The organism is Pseudokineococcus basanitobsidens, from assembly GCF_037482545.1.
GTDB lineage: Bacteria > Actinomycetota > Actinomycetes > Actinomycetales > Quadrisphaeraceae > Pseudokineococcus > Pseudokineococcus basanitobsidens.
Window position 1 is genome coordinate 246,646 of the sequence record NZ_JBBIAA010000003.1, and the last position, 13,691, is coordinate 260,336.

At 75.6% G+C, this 13,691-nt stretch carries 16 protein-coding genes; 13 read left to right on the forward strand and 3 right to left on the reverse strand.

The window, feature by feature from the left end:
* Positions 1 to 158 precede the first annotated feature (158 nt).
* The gene (locus WDZ17_RS05405; protein ID WP_339574112.1) at positions 159 to 284 is read right to left on the reverse strand and encodes a hypothetical protein; all 126 of its coding nucleotides are present in this window, start codon (positions 282 to 284) and stop codon (positions 159 to 161) included.
* A 145-nt stretch (positions 285 to 429) separates the two neighbouring features.
* A complete protein-coding gene (locus WDZ17_RS05410) occupies positions 430 to 603 on the reverse strand; it encodes a KOW domain-containing RNA-binding protein (protein ID WP_339574113.1) in 174 nt (57 codons plus the stop codon).
* 79 nt (positions 604 to 682) lie between these two features.
* Here WDZ17_RS05410 and WDZ17_RS05415 point away from each other — a divergent pair, with 79 nt between their 5' ends.
* The 9 genes from WDZ17_RS05415 to WDZ17_RS05455 all read left to right on the forward strand — a co-directional run bounded on the left by WDZ17_RS05415 (position 683) and on the right by WDZ17_RS05455 (position 8,179).
* Positions 683 to 1,288 carry a TetR/AcrR family transcriptional regulator gene (locus tag WDZ17_RS05415; RefSeq protein WP_339574169.1) on the forward strand — a complete coding sequence of 202 codons (606 nt, stop codon included), beginning with the start codon at positions 683 to 685 and terminating at the stop codon, positions 1,286 to 1,288.
* A gap of 327 nt (positions 1,289 to 1,615) precedes the next feature.
* A complete protein-coding gene (locus tag WDZ17_RS05420) occupies positions 1,616 to 1,879 on the forward strand; it encodes a hypothetical protein (protein ID WP_339574114.1) in 264 nt (87 codons plus the stop codon).
* Positions 1,880 to 2,004: 125 nt separating this feature from the next.
* Positions 2,005 to 2,625, forward strand: a complete 621-nt coding sequence (locus WDZ17_RS05425) for a TetR family transcriptional regulator (RefSeq protein WP_339574115.1) — start codon at positions 2,005 to 2,007, stop codon at positions 2,623 to 2,625.
* Positions 2,626 to 2,674: 49 nt separating this feature from the next.
* A complete protein-coding gene (locus WDZ17_RS05430) occupies positions 2,675 to 3,661 on the forward strand; it encodes an ABC transporter ATP-binding protein (protein ID WP_339574116.1) in 987 nt (328 codons plus the stop codon).
* Positions 3,658 to 4,524 (forward strand): ABC transporter permease subunit, encoded by an 867-nt coding sequence (locus tag WDZ17_RS05435; protein ID WP_339574117.1) that lies wholly within the window; start codon positions 3,658 to 3,660, stop codon positions 4,522 to 4,524. The genes WDZ17_RS05430 and WDZ17_RS05435 overlap by 4 nt, the downstream gene beginning before the upstream one ends.
* A gap of 89 nt (positions 4,525 to 4,613) precedes the next feature.
* Positions 4,614 to 4,982 (forward strand): SpoIIAA family protein, encoded by a 369-nt coding sequence (locus WDZ17_RS05440; RefSeq protein ID WP_339574118.1) that lies wholly within the window; start codon positions 4,614 to 4,616, stop codon positions 4,980 to 4,982.
* 110 nt (positions 4,983 to 5,092) lie between these two features.
* A complete protein-coding gene (gene heR / locus WDZ17_RS05445; RefSeq protein ID WP_422631839.1) occupies positions 5,093 to 5,827 on the forward strand; it encodes a heliorhodopsin HeR in 735 nt (244 codons plus the stop codon).
* 334 nt (positions 5,828 to 6,161) lie between these two features.
* Positions 6,162 to 7,562 (forward strand): DUF2207 family protein, encoded by a 1,401-nt coding sequence (locus tag WDZ17_RS05450; RefSeq protein WP_339574170.1) that lies wholly within the window; start codon positions 6,162 to 6,164, stop codon positions 7,560 to 7,562.
* Between the two features lie 209 nt (positions 7,563 to 7,771).
* Complete coding sequence (locus WDZ17_RS05455; protein ID WP_339574120.1) at positions 7,772 to 8,179, forward strand: hypothetical protein; 408 nt, start codon at positions 7,772 to 7,774, stop codon at positions 8,177 to 8,179.
* Between the two features lie 269 nt (positions 8,180 to 8,448).
* Here the strand turns inward: WDZ17_RS05455 and WDZ17_RS05460 are convergent, their stop codons facing one another.
* Positions 8,449 to 9,048, reverse strand: coding sequence for a hypothetical protein (locus WDZ17_RS05460; protein WP_339574121.1), 600 nt, complete (start codon positions 9,046 to 9,048; stop codon positions 8,449 to 8,451).
* 411 nt (positions 9,049 to 9,459) lie between these two features.
* On the opposite strand from WDZ17_RS05460, the gene trpC reads away from it, so the two are divergent.
* From trpC to lgt, 4 genes are read left to right on the forward strand one after another with little or no spacing between them, the layout of a single operon-like run.
* Entirely contained in the window at positions 9,460 to 10,290 is an 831-nt protein-coding gene (gene trpC, locus WDZ17_RS05465) for an indole-3-glycerol phosphate synthase TrpC (protein WP_339574122.1), read from the forward strand.
* The gene (gene trpB, locus WDZ17_RS05470) at positions 10,287 to 11,720 is read left to right on the forward strand and encodes a tryptophan synthase subunit beta (protein WP_422631822.1); all 1,434 of its coding nucleotides are present in this window, start codon (positions 10,287 to 10,289) and stop codon (positions 11,718 to 11,720) included. Before trpC ends, trpB begins: the two co-directional genes overlap by 4 nt.
* The gene (gene trpA, locus WDZ17_RS05475) at positions 11,717 to 12,532 is read left to right on the forward strand and encodes a tryptophan synthase subunit alpha (RefSeq protein WP_339574123.1); all 816 of its coding nucleotides are present in this window, start codon (positions 11,717 to 11,719) and stop codon (positions 12,530 to 12,532) included. The genes trpB and trpA overlap by 4 nt, the downstream gene beginning before the upstream one ends.
* Positions 12,529 to 13,560: a prolipoprotein diacylglyceryl transferase gene (gene lgt, locus WDZ17_RS05480; protein WP_339574124.1), complete on the forward strand. Its 1,032-nt coding sequence runs from the start codon at positions 12,529 to 12,531 to the stop codon at positions 13,558 to 13,560. Before trpA ends, lgt begins: the two co-directional genes overlap by 4 nt.
* The last annotated feature ends 131 nt before the right edge of the window (positions 13,561 to 13,691 follow it).

Sequence of the window (13,691 nt, forward strand, 5' to 3'; positions counted from 1 at the left end):
GCGTCTGCACGCACTCAGGCCTCTTGCTCGTCCGTCCCGGCGTGCTCGGGGTGCTCGAGCCGACCTCCGTCGCGACGTCGCCGTCGATCTCTGCGACCGGCCCGGCAGCGCCAGCGCCGTCCCGCTCGACGACCGTCAGCGGCCTGCGCTGTCGGACGTCATCGAGCTGCGTGGCGGTGGTCCCGTCGGCGTCGAGCAGCGGCCACCAGGGCCAGGACGCCGATGGCGACGAGGAGGACGAGCGCCCCGGCGACGATCGCCTCGCTGGGGTGCGGGATCACCACCTCGACAGGCTCGCTCGGGCCCGCACCGCGGACGGCGTGGCGAAGGCGGTGAGGCCGTGAGGCCGTGAGGCCGTGAGGTCGATGGTTCCCGACGCGAGGAGACCCACTACACCAGTGGTCGCTTCGTCCCGGACGAGAGGGCGGGCTACTTCGTGAAGCGTCGCAGCTCGTCGGCGGCGAAGTAGTTCTGGGTCTGGGGCGTCACGAGCACGAGGTACCTGTCGCGCACCTCGTCGATGGAGATGACCGTCCCCACGTTCCCCGTCATCACCTTCCCGGTCATCTGCACGGTGTCGCCGACGGCGAAGACGTCTGCCATGATCCAACCTCCGGTGCGTTTGATTGGTACAACGTACCAATTAGGCGACCGTAGCGACTGATGAGGAGGTGTGCAAGCGATGCCGAGTGCGCGTGACCGGATCCTCGAGGCGGCCCGGGCGCTGCTCCGGGAGCAACGAGGTGTGCGCCTCACCGTCCGGGCCGTCGCCGCGAGGGCCGAGGTGGGCATCGGGACCCTGCGTCATCACTTCCCGACGCAACGCCACCTCTATGACGCCGTCCTCACGGACATCTACCGGGAGGCGATGCCCGACGACGTCATGCTCGACATGTCTGTCGCCGCGCCCGACCGTCTCGTCGGAAGCCTGCAGCACCTCCTTGCACCCATCGGGGTCGATGATGAGGCCCGGCGGTTCTGGTCGGCGTTCCACGAAGACTTCTTCGCGCCGCTCGAGGCTCGTGCACGTGAGACCTGGCCAGACCTGAGCGCTCAGACCCGACAGCGCATCGAAGGATGGCTGGCTCTGCTGGTGGGCGAGGGAGCTCTCGCCGCCGGAGACAACTCCGCGCGTGCGCGGGTGCTGTTCGCCGTCGTCAACGGGCTCGCGCTCGAGCGTGGGCTTCCGGGCGACGTCTCGGCGCTCGAGCTGGAGACGATGGTCCTGCGGCGGGTCGTCGACGGATTGCTCGACGGCACCGAGCGCCAACCGTCGTGCTCGAGATGAGCTCGTCATGCCGTGTCCCATGACCGGGAGGCGATCCTCCCGGTCGGACGGGCGCCGCTGCTCGGTGCGACATCAGCGGCGGGCGCGCCGGGTGCGCGCCGGATCGGTCGGCCTCGGAGAGCCTCCAGCACCCACGCTCCGGGCCACGTCGACGGAGCTCCGTCTTCGTGTCGTGAACCATGGGCACGCCAGGTACCCGTCGCCCGGGAGCGGTGGCGGTGGGACGGCGGTCCGTCGGAGAGGGGCCTGCGCGGTCGTCGCCTGTGACCACGACGGTGCCGTCCGGGCCGCCGGGTGGGCCTTCTGCAGCAAGGGGAAGAGCACCTGATGAGCACGAGCCAGGGCCTTCTCAGGACGTCCTACGTCGCCCTCGTCGTCGGAGGACCAGGCTCCGTCGTCCTGCGGACGTGGTTCACGCTGATGTCGCAGGCCAACCCCGAGGGCGGGGCGGACATCGGCGGGGGCCTGCTGTGGCTGGTGACCATCGGGGTGATGGTGCTCGGCGTGGTTCTCGGGGTGGTGGCGGCATTCGTGCGTCTGGCCGAGGAGCGACGCGCCGGCACGTCTGAGCCCGCCTCCGTCCCGGGCTGAGGGCAGCACCGACCCGCGAGTGCGAGGTCCGGCTCACGCTCGAGGAGCACTCGGCGACCCCTCAGCGCAGCCAGACGTCTGCGGGCAAGCCACGCCAGGTGGCAGGGCATGCCACGCTGGTGGGCATGTCGTCGTCGATGTCGTCCGGCGTCGCCGTGGGGCGCCGTGAGCGGAAGAAGCTCGAGACCCGTGCCCGGCTGGAGAGCGTCGCCCTGGACCTCTTCGAGGAGCGGGGGTACGACGCGACGACGGTCGAGGACGTCACCGAGAGCGCCGACGTGGCCGTGCGGACCTTCTTCCGGTACTTCCCCTCCAAGGAGGCCCTGCTCGTGGGCCCCACCGGGGAGGCCCTCACCGCTCTGGAAGCCGCGCTGGACGCGCGCCCTGAGGGCGAGACGCCCTACGTGTCCGTCGTGGCGGCGCTGCGGTCGTTGCGGGGGGAGGCGCTGCGGGCGCAGGAGGCCTCCGTCCTGCGCCGCCTGAGGCTCGCGCTGGTGGTGCCCGCGGCTCGGGCGGGGGTCCTGGAGGCCTACCAGCAGTGGGAGGGCGTGCTCGTGCGGCACCTGCGCCGACGTCGTCCGGACGGCGACGTCCTCGAGACGCGCGTCGTCGCGGCGGGCGTCATGGCCGCCTTCCGCGTGGCGGTGGAGTCGTGGGTCGAGGGGGGCGGCGGGGACGACCTCGACGACCTCTTCGACCGTGCCGTCGAGCGGATGGGGACCGGGCTCGCCGACGTCACCTCCTGATCCACCACCATGTGACACGTCGTGCCAACTGGCTTACGCTGCTCGTTGTGTGCACGACAGGGACTCCGGGTGGTGGGTCGTGACGGCGGAGGCGGTCCTCGAGACCAAGCGACTGACGAAGGACTACGGCGGCGTCGGCGTGTTCGACCTCGACCTGTCGGTCCGCCGCGGCGAGGTCTTCGGCTTCCTCGGGCCCAACGGTGCGGGCAAGAGCACGACGATCCGGATGCTGCTGGACTTCGTGCGCCCGGACGCCGGTGAGGTCCGCGTCCTGGGCGCGGACCCCCGCGTCGCCGGGCCCTCGGTACGGGCGCGCACGGGGTTCCTGCCGAGCGAGCTGTCGTTGTGGGGCCGCTCCACAGGTCGGCAGGTGCTCGGGCACCTCGGCCGGTTGCGCGGCGGCCTCGACCGCGCGTGGACCGACGAGCTGTGCCGTCGTCTCGACGTGGAGCTCGACCGGCCGGTGAAGAGCCTGTCGACCGGTAACAAGCAGAAGATCGGGCTGGTGCAGGCCTTCGCCCACCGGCCTGAGCTGGTCGTCCTCGACGAGCCGACCACGGGCCTGGACCCGCTGGTGCAGCAGGAGTTCCAGCGGCTGGTGCGGGAGACCGCCGACGACGGCGTGACCGTGTTCCTGTCCAGCCACACCCTCGCCGAGGTCGAGCGGGTCGCCGACCGCGTCGCGGTCCTGCGGCGCGGGCGGCTGGTGACGACCGAGCGCGTGGCGGCGCTCAAGGAGCTCGCCGTGCGCCGCGTCGTGGCCGAGACCCGCGAGGAGCCGGACCGGCGGGCCTTCGCCGCCCTGGACGGCGTGCGCGACGTGGAGGTCGAGGGTCACCGGGTCAGCGCGACGGTCGAGGGCCACGTCGACGCGCTCGTGAAGGTCCTCGCCCGCCACACGGTGCTGTCCCTGGACGTCGAGGAGGCCGACCTGGAGGAGATCTTCCTCGCCATGTACCAGGACCAGGACCAGGACGACCCCCGGGGAGGCCGGGACCGGAGCAGCGCCGAGCGTAAGCCGCAGGAGGCACGATGAGCACCACGACGACGAGCACGTCGGCGCAGCAGGCGCCGCGGCACGCCGACCGGGGCGTGCGCGCCCCCGCGGTGCTCGCCGAGATGGTGCGCTGGGACGTGCGTCAGCGCTGGCGGCTGTCTGTCGGCGTCGGCGTGGGCCTGGCCGTCGTCGCGGTCATGGTCTTCGCCCTCTACCCCGCGATCGGGGACTCCTTCGCCGGGCTGGCCGAGGAGCTGCCCGAAGGGGTGGCGAACCTGCTCGGCGGCGCCGCGGTGAGCAGCCTCGCGGGGTGGGTCAACCTCGAGGTCGTCAGCATCGTCGGCCCCTTCGCCCTGCTGCTGCTCGGCGGCGCGCTCGGTGCGGCGTGGCTGGCGGGGGCGGAGGAGTCCGGGACCTCGGCGGTGCTGCTGTCGACCCCGGCGACCCGCCGCCAGGTCGTCCTGGCCGCGCTCCTCGCGGGGCTGCCGCTGGTCGTGCTGGTCTCCGCGCTCGAGCTCGTCGGCTTCGTGGTCGGCGACGCGCTGGTCGACGAGGGCGACATCGGCCTGGCCGCGATGGTCGCCACGCACGTGCACCTGGCCGCGATCGGGGTCTTCGGGCTCGCGCTGGCCCTGGCCGTCGGGGCGGTCGTCGCCCGCCGGGTCGTCGCCCTCGCGGTGGTCGGCCTCGTCGGGGTCCTGTCCTTCCTCATCGACGGGTTCGCCCCCACGGTGGACAGCCTGGAGTGGCTGACGAATCTCTCGGCGTTCTCGTGGGCGATCGGCCACGACCCGCTGGCGACCGGCCTGGACGTCGTCGGCCTGCTCGTCCTGCTCGGCGCCTCCGCCGTGCTCGTCGTCGTCGCGCTGGTCGCGCACGACCGGCGCGACCTCACCGTCTGACCCGCGACCCTCCCCTGTCCCACCCGTCCCGCCCATCCACCCTGACGTCGGCGCGGCGCCGGCGGACGAACCCCACCCCTGGAGGAAGCATGCTGACCACCTCGCCCGTCGAGGGCACGAACGTCGTGACCATCCGCCTGTCCGGCGGCGTCACCACCGACGAGGAGCAGGCCGCCAAGCGGCAGCTCGCCGAGGTCGCCGCCGCCCACGGCGGCACCGCGCGCGTGCTGCTCGACTACGACGGCGTCGACCTGGCCGAGGTCGAGCCGAAGGCCGCCTGGGAGGACCTCAAGGGCGCCAAGCTCCTCGACGACGTCGACCGCGCCGCCGTCGTGGGCGCCCCAGGGGCGCTCGAGGCGCTGGCCTCCGCCGGGGCGGCGGTGACCTCCCTGGAGGTCCGCACCTTCGACGCCGGCCGGCGCGACGAGGCCCTCGCCTGGCTCACGAGCAAGGCGTGAGCGCCGCACGGCACGCCGCCGACGAGCCCGTCCAGGACCAGCCCGGACACCACCGTGACGGGCGGGACCAGGGCGCCGAGGCGGAGGCCACCGACCGCGCCCTCGCCCGGCTGCGCCCCTACAACCTCGTCATGGGCGCCGTCCACGCCGCCCAGGTCGTCGCGGTCCTCCTCCTGGCGACCGACTTCGCCCTCCCCGTCACCGGCACCTACCTCGCCGGGCCCCCCGGCTCGACGCTCGGTGAACCGGTCACCCTCTTCGACTCACGGGTCGCCTGGGGCGTCGCGGCGTTCCTGGGCATCTCGGCGCTCGCGCACTGGGTCATCGCGTCCCCGGGCGTCTTCTCCTGGTACACCGCGAACCTGCGCCGCACGAAGAACGTCGCCCGCTGGGTCGAGTACGCGATCAGCTCCTCGATCATGATCGTGCTGATCGCCCAGCTCACCGGCATCAGCGACGCCGCCGCCCTCCTGGCCATCTTCGGCGTCAACGCCTCGATGATCCTCTTCGGCTGGCTGCAGGAGCACTACGAGGCCCCCGGGAGCGGCGGGTGGCTGCCGTTCGTCTTCGGGTGCATCGCCGGGGTCGTGCCCTGGCTCGCCGTCCTGCTGTACGTCGTCGCGCCGGGCTCCACCTCCAGCGCCTCACCGCCCGGGTTCGTGTACGGGATCATCGTGTCGCTGTTCCTCTTCTTCAACGTCTTCGCGCTCAACCAGTGGCTGCAGTACACGAAGGTCGGGCCCTGGCGCGACTACCTCGTGGGGGAGCGCGTCTACGTCCTGCTCAGCCTGGTCGCCAAGTCGGCCCTGGCCTGGCAGGTCTTCGGCGGCACCCTCGCCGGCTGAGGCACCGGCGCGGACAGGGGCCGGGCGGGCGCTGTACCCCGGCGACACGCTCGATGTCGTCGTCGAGATGGAGGTCGTCGTCGAGGAAGTCCCGGCCGAGTGACCACAGGCTCCATCTCGGCCCGACGTGGCACCCGCGGCGCTCGCGGGGGACGGGGCCTGCCGTCGGGGCTGCACGGGAGCTCCTGGGGAGTGACGCCGGGCCGGGCTGCTGCTGCTCCTGGCCGGGCTCGCGGCGACCACGAGCCCCGCCGCTGCGGCGTCGAGCGCCGACCCGGGTGCACCGCCGGGCCTGCGGGCGGACCAGCGCGTCTACGACGAGACGGCAGGCTCCCTGTCGCCGACGCAGACCGACGCGCTGGAGCAGCAGCTCGCCGCGGTGGAGGCGAGCACCGGGGCGGACGTCGTCGCCCTCGTGCGGACGCTGGACGCGACACCCGAGGAGACCCTCGACCAGGTCGAGGCCCTCCAGCAGGCGTGGGTCGCGACGACCGGCGCCGACCAGGACACCGCCGTGGCGTTCCTCGTCAACCGGTCCCCCGAGGACGACACCGACGCCCGCGCCGGCGTCTACGTCGGGCGGACCTTCGAGGAGGGCAACGTCCCCCGCGGGGAGCAGGAGGACATCGTCGCCCAGGCGCTGATCCCGCCGCTGCGCGACGGCGACGTCGCCGCGAGCCTGACCGCAGGGATCGAGCGTCTGAGCCGCAGCACCCAGGACGGCCCGCCGCGCAGCGCCTTCCAGGACTGGTCCGCCGCCTCGGCCGCCGGCTGGCTGCCGTGGACGGGCGCCGCTCTCGCGGTCGCCGGCGCCGTCGGTGCACTGCTCGTGCACCGACGGCGCGAGAGGACCGACGCGCCCGAGCTGCCCCCGGTGACGGCGCGCCCCGGGGACCTGCCGCCCGCCGTGGCCGGGGCCCTCGCCGCGGGCTCCCCCCGACCCTCGGCGGTGCCCGCCGTCGTGCTCGACCTCGCCGCCCGCGGGGCGTTGGCCGTCGAGCCGGAGAAGGAGCCCGGCCGCTTCAGCAAGGGCACCGTGCAGCTGCGCCTGCTGGAGCCGGGCCTGGTGCGCGACGACGTCGAGCGCGCCGTCTGGGACGCTCTCGCCGAGCAGTCCGAGGCAGGCGTGGTCACGAGCTCGGGCCTGCAGAAGGTCGCTCGGGGCAGCGGCGACGTCCGCGACGTCGTCCGGGACGAGCTCCGCGGGCACGGCTGGTGGGACGAGGGCGCGGGGCGCGCGAGGGCGGTGCTCCTCGCCGTCGGGCTGGTCGCCCTCGTCCTGGCCGGGGGCGGGCTCGCCGTCATGATCGCCGGGTCGGCGCCGCTCGCCCTGGTCGCCTGGGTGCCGCTGGCCGTGCTCGGCGTCGGGGCGATGGTCCTGCTCACGACCTACCCGCGGCTCACCGGCGACGGCCAGGCGGCGGCCCGGCCCTGGACCGCCTACCGCGAGGGCCTGGACGAGGACGCCCGGGCCGGGGAGTCCGACGTCGACCTCGACGCCGTCCTGCCCGACGTCGTCGCGCTCGACCTCACCGGCGTCTGGAGGGACCGGCTCGACGAGGCGGCCGAGGCCGGGGCCCTGCGCGCCCTCACGGCCCCCGGCCAGGCCCCGACGCAGGCGGTGGTCTCTCCCTGGGGCGCCTTCGCCGGCGCCTTCGCGACGAGCAGCGGTGGTGCAGCCGGCGTCAGCGGCGTCGGTGCCGGCGGCGGTGGAGGCGCAGCCGGGAGCACCTGAGCGCCGCCCACCGCGGCCTCCGCAGTCCCTCGACGGTCACCGGGCGAGCTCGGACCCGTCCCGCTCGAGGAACGGCAGGCGGTGGGTCGCCGGACGAAGTGCGTCGTGCCGCCCGAACCCCCGTCATGGGCGACGTCGGCCTGGGACCATGACGCATGGCTGCACAGGGTCCTCAGGCGCGCGACGGGGGGCGCCGGTCCCCGGGAGCCGTGGTCGCCGCGGTCGGTGCGACGTCCGGGGGCGTCGGGGTGCTGGCGCTCGTGACCGCCCCTGGCGTCACCCGCGTCGACGAGCTCGCCTACGACACCACCTTCGTCACCGCGTGGTGGTGGCTCGCGTACGCGCTCGTCCCGGTGGCTGCCGTCGTGGCCTGGCGCGTCCGGGCCGGCTACCTCACCTACGTGGCCGTGGGGGCAGCCCTCGTCGTCCCGCACGTCGCTGTCGCCGCCCTCGTCGTGGCCCGCTACCGCTGGAGCGGCTGGTCCGACGGTCTCGAGGTCTTCGCCTTCCTCCACCCCCTCGGGCTCTTCGCCGTCGCGGTGGTCGTCCTCGTCGTCACCGGCGTCGTCGACGCGCTCCGCCGTCGACGACGCACGGACCTCCGGCAGCCTGCCTGAGTGCGCCGGTCGTCGAGCGCCGGGTCGCCACCCGGCGTCGTGCGCCGAGATGGAGGCCTGCGTCACGCAGAGGGCTCTCGGGTAACCGGAGGCCCCATCTCGACCCGCGGGGAGGCGTCCGACGGGCCCGCCCCTCGTGAGCCCCACGGCGTGCTGGCGCGACCGTGCGCCGGAGCAGCGACCGGAGCCACCGCCCGTGGGACGCCGGACGCACGTCGGCCCCCCGTCCTCACCAGGACGCGGGGCCGACGCGACGTGGGCGGGGCGGGTCAGCCCTGGAGGTCCTCCACGTCGGCGTCGACGCCCAGCTCGTCCAGGACGCACTGCGCCTGCTCGGCCTGGGGCACGCCCGTGCACGCCTCGAAGGCGGGCCCCGCCTGGCCGAAGAGGACGCCCCACAGGACGACGCTCACCAGGCCGAGGACGAGGGCGATCGCCGACAGGACCAGCCCCGTCGTGGCCACGCCCTTGTTCGTCGCCTCGCCCCGCGAGGCCCGGCGGCGCCCGAGGACGCCGAGCACGACCCCCACGACCCCCACGACGACGGTGACGACGCCGATGAACGGCAGCAGACCGAGGCACACGGCCAGCAGCGCCACGATGCCGACGACGAGCGCCGCCACCCCGAGGCCGTTGCGGGGCTCGGGCGCCGGCGCCCCGTAGCCCGCCGGCGGCTGCCCGCCGTAGCGCTGGGGGTCCGCACCGGGGCCCTGGCCGTACCCGGGGCTCTCGCCGTACCCGGGGCCGGCCGCGGGGGGGACCCCGTAGCCGGGGGCGGGGCTCTGGTCACCGCCGTAGCGCGGCGGCTCGGCGGCCGGGTCCTGGCCGTGGCGTCCGGGCTCGTCGGGGCGGTCGCTGGGGGTGCTCACGGGTGGGCCTCCAGGGGCGGGGCGACGCGGGCCCAGCGGCCCGAGAGGGCGCGGGACCCGGACGGCCTGTCGCCGGCGTCCCCGGTCGGGGACCCGGCCCGGCCTCCGCGGCCGGGGACCCGACGGTACCGGCGCACCCGCCGACCCCGGGGACGCCGCGCCCACGGGAGCGCCCGGCCCGGCCCGGGCCGTCGGGACCGGTCCGGGGCCGTCCGGACCGGTCCGGGGGCCGTCGGGACCGGTGCCGGCACGCACTAGAGTCGTCGGCGACCGCCGGGTGGACGTGGGCCGGTCGGACGCCGCGGGCCGGCCGCGCACCTCGCCGAGGTCGCCGCAGCACGGCCCCGCCCGCTGGGGCGCGGACCGGTCGGAGCCCGTGGCCACCCGCCGCCCAGGCCGGAGGGAGCCAGCGTGAGCGTGCTCGACGACATCCTCGCCGGCGTCGCCGCCGACCTCGCCGTGCGCCAGGAGCGCACCCCGCTCGCGGAGCTGAAGGAGCGCGCCGGCCGTGCCCCCGCCGCGCTGGACGCCGTCGAGCGGCTGCGCCGGGTGGACGGGGACGAGGACCGCGGCGCCGTGAAGGTGGTCGCCGAGGTCAAGCGCTCCTCGCCGAGCAAGGGCGCGCTCGCCGCGATCGGGGACCCGGCGGGCCTCGCCCGCGACTACGAGGCGGGTGGCGCCTCGGTCATCAGCGTCCTCACCGAGCGACGCCGCTTCGGCGGCAGCCTCGAGGACCTCGACGCCGTGCGGGCCGCCGTCGACGTGCCCGTGCTGCGCAAGGACTTCCTCACGACCTCCTACCAGCTGTGGGAGGCGCGCGCCCACGGCGCGGACGTCGTCCTGCTCATCGTCGCGGCGCTGGAGCAGCCCGCGCTCGTGTCGCTGGTGGAGCGCACGCACTCGCTCGGCATGACGGCGCTCGTCGAGGTCCACGACGTCGAGGAGGTCGCGCGCGCCGTGGACGCCGGCGCGCGGGTCGTCGGCGTCAACGCCCGCGACCTGCGGACGCTGCAGGTCGACCGCGCCACCTTCGCGACGGTGCGACCGGCCGTCCCGTCCGACGTCGTCGTCGTCGCCGAGTCCGGCGTGCGCGGCTCGCACGACGTCTTCGACTACGCCCGCGCGGGCGCCGACGCGGTGCTCGTGGGCGAGGCCCTCGTCACCGGCGGCGACCCGCGGGCGGCCGTGGCCGACCTCGTCGCGGCCGGCAACCACCCCTCGACCCGAGCAGGACGAGCATGAGCACCGAGACCCCGTCCCGCGCGGACGTCACCCCGTCCACCACCGGGCCGACCACCGGCCCGGCGCGCACCGGGCTGCCCGACGGCGCGCCGCTGTCCAGCGCCACCGGCCCCTACTTCGGCGAGTTCGGCGGGCGCTTCGTGCCCGAGGCGCTCGTCGCCGCGCTCGACGAGCTCGACGCCGCCTTCGCGCAGGCCTGGGGCGACCCCGCCTTCCGCGCGGAGCTCGACGAGCTGCACCGCACGTACACCGGCCGGCCGAGCATCCTCACCGAGGCGCCCCGCTTCGCCGCCCACGCGGGGGGCGCGAGGGTCTTCCTCAAGCGCGAGGACCTCAACCACACCGGCTCGCACAAGATCAACAACGTGCTCGGCCAGGCCCTGCTCGCGAGGAGGATGGGCAAGCGCCGTGTCGTCGCCGAGACGGGCGCCGGCCAGCACGGCGTCGCCACGGCCACGGCGGCGGCCCTGCTCGACCTCGAGTGCGTCGTCTACATGGGCGAGCGCGACACCGAGCGCCAGGCGCTGAACGTCGCCCGGATGAGGCTGCTCGGCGCCGAGGTCGTGCCGGTGCGCACCGGCTCGCGGACGCTCAAGGACGCCCTCAACGAGGCGATGCGCGACTGGGTCGCCACCGTCGACCACACGCACTACCTGCTCGGCACGGTCGCCGGACCCCACCCCTTCCCGACGATGGTGCGCGAGCTGCACCGCGTCATCGGCGAGGAGGCCCGGGAGCAGGTGCTCGAGCGGGTCGGCCGCCTGCCCGACGTCGTCGTCGCGTGCGTCGGCGGCGGGTCCAACGCCATGGGGATCTTCCACGCCTTCCTCGACGACCCGCAGGTGGCGCTGCTCGGCCTGGAGGCCGGCGGCGACGGCGTGGCGACCGGCCGCCACGCCTCCTCCATCACCGGCGGCGCGCCGGGCGTCCTGCACGGCGCGCGCTCGATGCTCCTGCAGGACGAGGACGGCCAGACCGTCGAGTCGCACTCGGTCTCGGCGGGCCTGGACTACCCCGGCGTGGGCCCCGAGCACGCGTGGCTCGCCGCGACCGGCCGGGCGCAGTACCGCCCCGTGACCGACGACGCGGCCATGCAGGCGATGCGCCTGCTGTGCCGGACCGAGGGCATCATCCCGGCGATCGAGAGCGCGCACGCCCTCGCCGGGGCGCTGGAGGAGGGCCGACGGCTCGGGCCGGACGGCGTGGTGCTCGTCAACCTCTCGGGCCGCGGGGACAAGGACGTGGACACGGCGGCGCGCTGGTTCGACCTCGTCAGCGACGAGGACCTCGTCGCCGCCGAGGACGTGCGCACCGACCGGGCCGACGAGGGCGCCCACGACGGGCCCGACGTCGTCGCGGGCGGCTCGCCGGCGCAGGAGGGCGTCCCCGCGGACGGCCCCGGCTCGCGCGAGGACCGGGGGGACGCGTGAGCGCCCCCGCGCCGACGACCGCACCCGCCGGCACCAGCCGCACCGCCGCGGCGCTGGACGCCGCCCGCGCCCGGGGCGGCGCCGGCCTCGTCGGCTACCTGCCGGTCGGCTACCCCGACCTCGCGACGTCCGTCGAGGCCGCGCGGGCGATGGTCGCCGAGGGCGTCGGCGTCGTCGAGCTGGGCCTGCCGTACTCGGACCCCGTCATGGACGGCCCCGTCATCCAGGCGGCGGCGCAGGCCGCCCTCGACGGCGGCTTCCGCGTGCGCGACGTCCTGGTCGCGGTTGAGCAGGTCGCCGAGACCGGTGCGGCCGTGCTCGTCATGACCTACTGGAACCCGGTGGTGCGTCACGGGGTCGACGCGTGGGCCCGCGACCTCGCCGCCGCCGGCGGTGCCGGGATGATCACGCCCGACCTCATCCCCGACGAGGGCGCCGACTGGCTCGCCGCGGCCGACGCGCACGACCTCGACCGCGTCTTCCTCGTGGCGCCGTCCTCGACGCCCGCGCGCCTGGCGAGCACCGCCGCGGCGTGCCGGGGCTTCGTCTACGCCGCCTCCACGATGGGCGTGACCGGGGTCCGGTCCTCCGTCGGCGGGGCCGCCGAGCAGCTCGTCGCCGACACGCGCTCGGCCGGGGCCGAGCGGGTCTGCGTCGGGCTCGGGGTGTCCACCGGGGAGCAGGCCGCCGAGGTCGCGCAGTACGCCGACGGCGTCATCGTCGGCTCCGCGCTCGTCCGCGCGCTCGGCGACGGCGGGGTCCCGGCCGTCGGCGCCCTCGCCGCCGAGCTGTCGGCGGGGGTGCGCCGGTGAGCGCCGTCGCGGCGGTGCTCGGTGGGCTGCCCGCCTCCGTGCTGGCGTCCATCCCGAGCCCGCCGACCGGGGTCTGGCACCTCGGCCCGGTGCCGATCCGCGCCTACGCCCTCGCGATCATCCTCGGCGTCGTCGTCGGCGTCCTCGTCGGCGAGCGCCGCCTGCGCGCACGCGGCGGGCCGCCCGGGGCCGTCGTCGACATCGCCGTGTGGGCCGTGCCCTTCGGGATCGTCGGCGCCCGGGTCTACCACGTGCTCACCTCGCCCGAGGCCTACTTCGGCGAGGGCGGCGACCTCGTGCGGGCCCTGTACGTCTGGGAGGGCGGCCTCGGCATCTGGGGCGCCATCGCGGGGGGGTTCCTCGGGGCGCTGGTCGCGATCCGTCAGCTCGGCCTGCGGGTCGGGGTCGTCGCGGACGCCCTCGCCCCCGGGCTGCTGCTCGCGCAGGCGATCGGGCGGTTCGGCAACTACTTCAACCAGGAGCTCTTCGGCCGCCCCACGGACTACCCCTGGGGCCTGGAGATCGCCCCGCAGAACCGGCCGGCCGGCTACGAGGACGCCGCGACGTTCCACCCGACCTTCCTGTACGAGTCGCTGTGGTGCCTCGTCGCCCTCGGCCTCCTGCTGCTGCTCGAGCGGCGGCTGCGCCTGGGCCACGGCCGCGTCTTCCTCACCTACGTCCTGCTCTACGTCCTCGGGCGCGGCGTCATCGAGACGTTCCGCATCGACCAGGCCGAGATCATCGGCGGGCTGCGCCTCAACGTGTGGACGTCCGTCGTCGTCGGGCTCGTGGCCGTCCTGCTCCTGCTCGTCAGCGCGCTCCGGCACCCCGGGCGGGAGGCGACCGCGCTGAAGGACCCCCGCCCCGCCACGGCGGCGGCCGCCGCCGAGGTCGAGGCCCTCGACGCCGGAGACGACCCCGAGGAGGCCGCCCGCGCCGGTGACGCCGCGGGGCAGGAGGCCGCCGCGGGGACGCGCACCGGCGACCCCGACCACCCCGACGGCGGCCGCGGGGCCCCCCCGGCCTGAGCGCCCGGGACCCCGCCGCCGCGGCGCCGGCGGCGCGCCCGTCGCCGGGTCTCGCCGGCTGGGCGGCCCGCCGGGGAGCGGCGCCGCGCGGTGTACCTTCACCCGACCCGGGGGCCGTCACGCCCCCTCCC

What these genes read in the sequence shown, in the direction of transcription:
- WDZ17_RS05425 (WP_339574115.1), top strand. Translation starts at nt 2,005, where the DNA reads ATGTCGTCGTCGATGTCGTCCGGCGTCGCCGTGGGGCGCCGTGAGCGG.
- WDZ17_RS05420 (WP_339574114.1), top strand. Translation starts at nt 1,616, where the DNA reads ATGAGCACGAGCCAGGGCCTTCTCAGGACGTCCTACGTCGCCCTCGTC.
- WDZ17_RS05440 (WP_339574118.1), top strand. Translation starts at nt 4,614, where the DNA reads ATGCTGACCACCTCGCCCGTCGAGGGCACGAACGTCGTGACCATCCGC.
- WDZ17_RS05410 (WP_339574113.1), bottom strand. Translation starts at nt 603, where the DNA reads ATGGCAGACGTCTTCGCCGTCGGCGACACCGTGCAGATGACCGGGAAG.
- trpB (WP_422631822.1), top strand. Translation starts at nt 10,287, where the DNA reads ATGAGCACCGAGACCCCGTCCCGCGCGGACGTCACCCCGTCCACCACC.
- WDZ17_RS05415 (WP_339574169.1), top strand. Translation starts at nt 683, where the DNA reads ATGCCGAGTGCGCGTGACCGGATCCTCGAGGCGGCCCGGGCGCTGCTC.
- WDZ17_RS05435 (WP_339574117.1), top strand. Translation starts at nt 3,658, where the DNA reads ATGAGCACCACGACGACGAGCACGTCGGCGCAGCAGGCGCCGCGGCAC.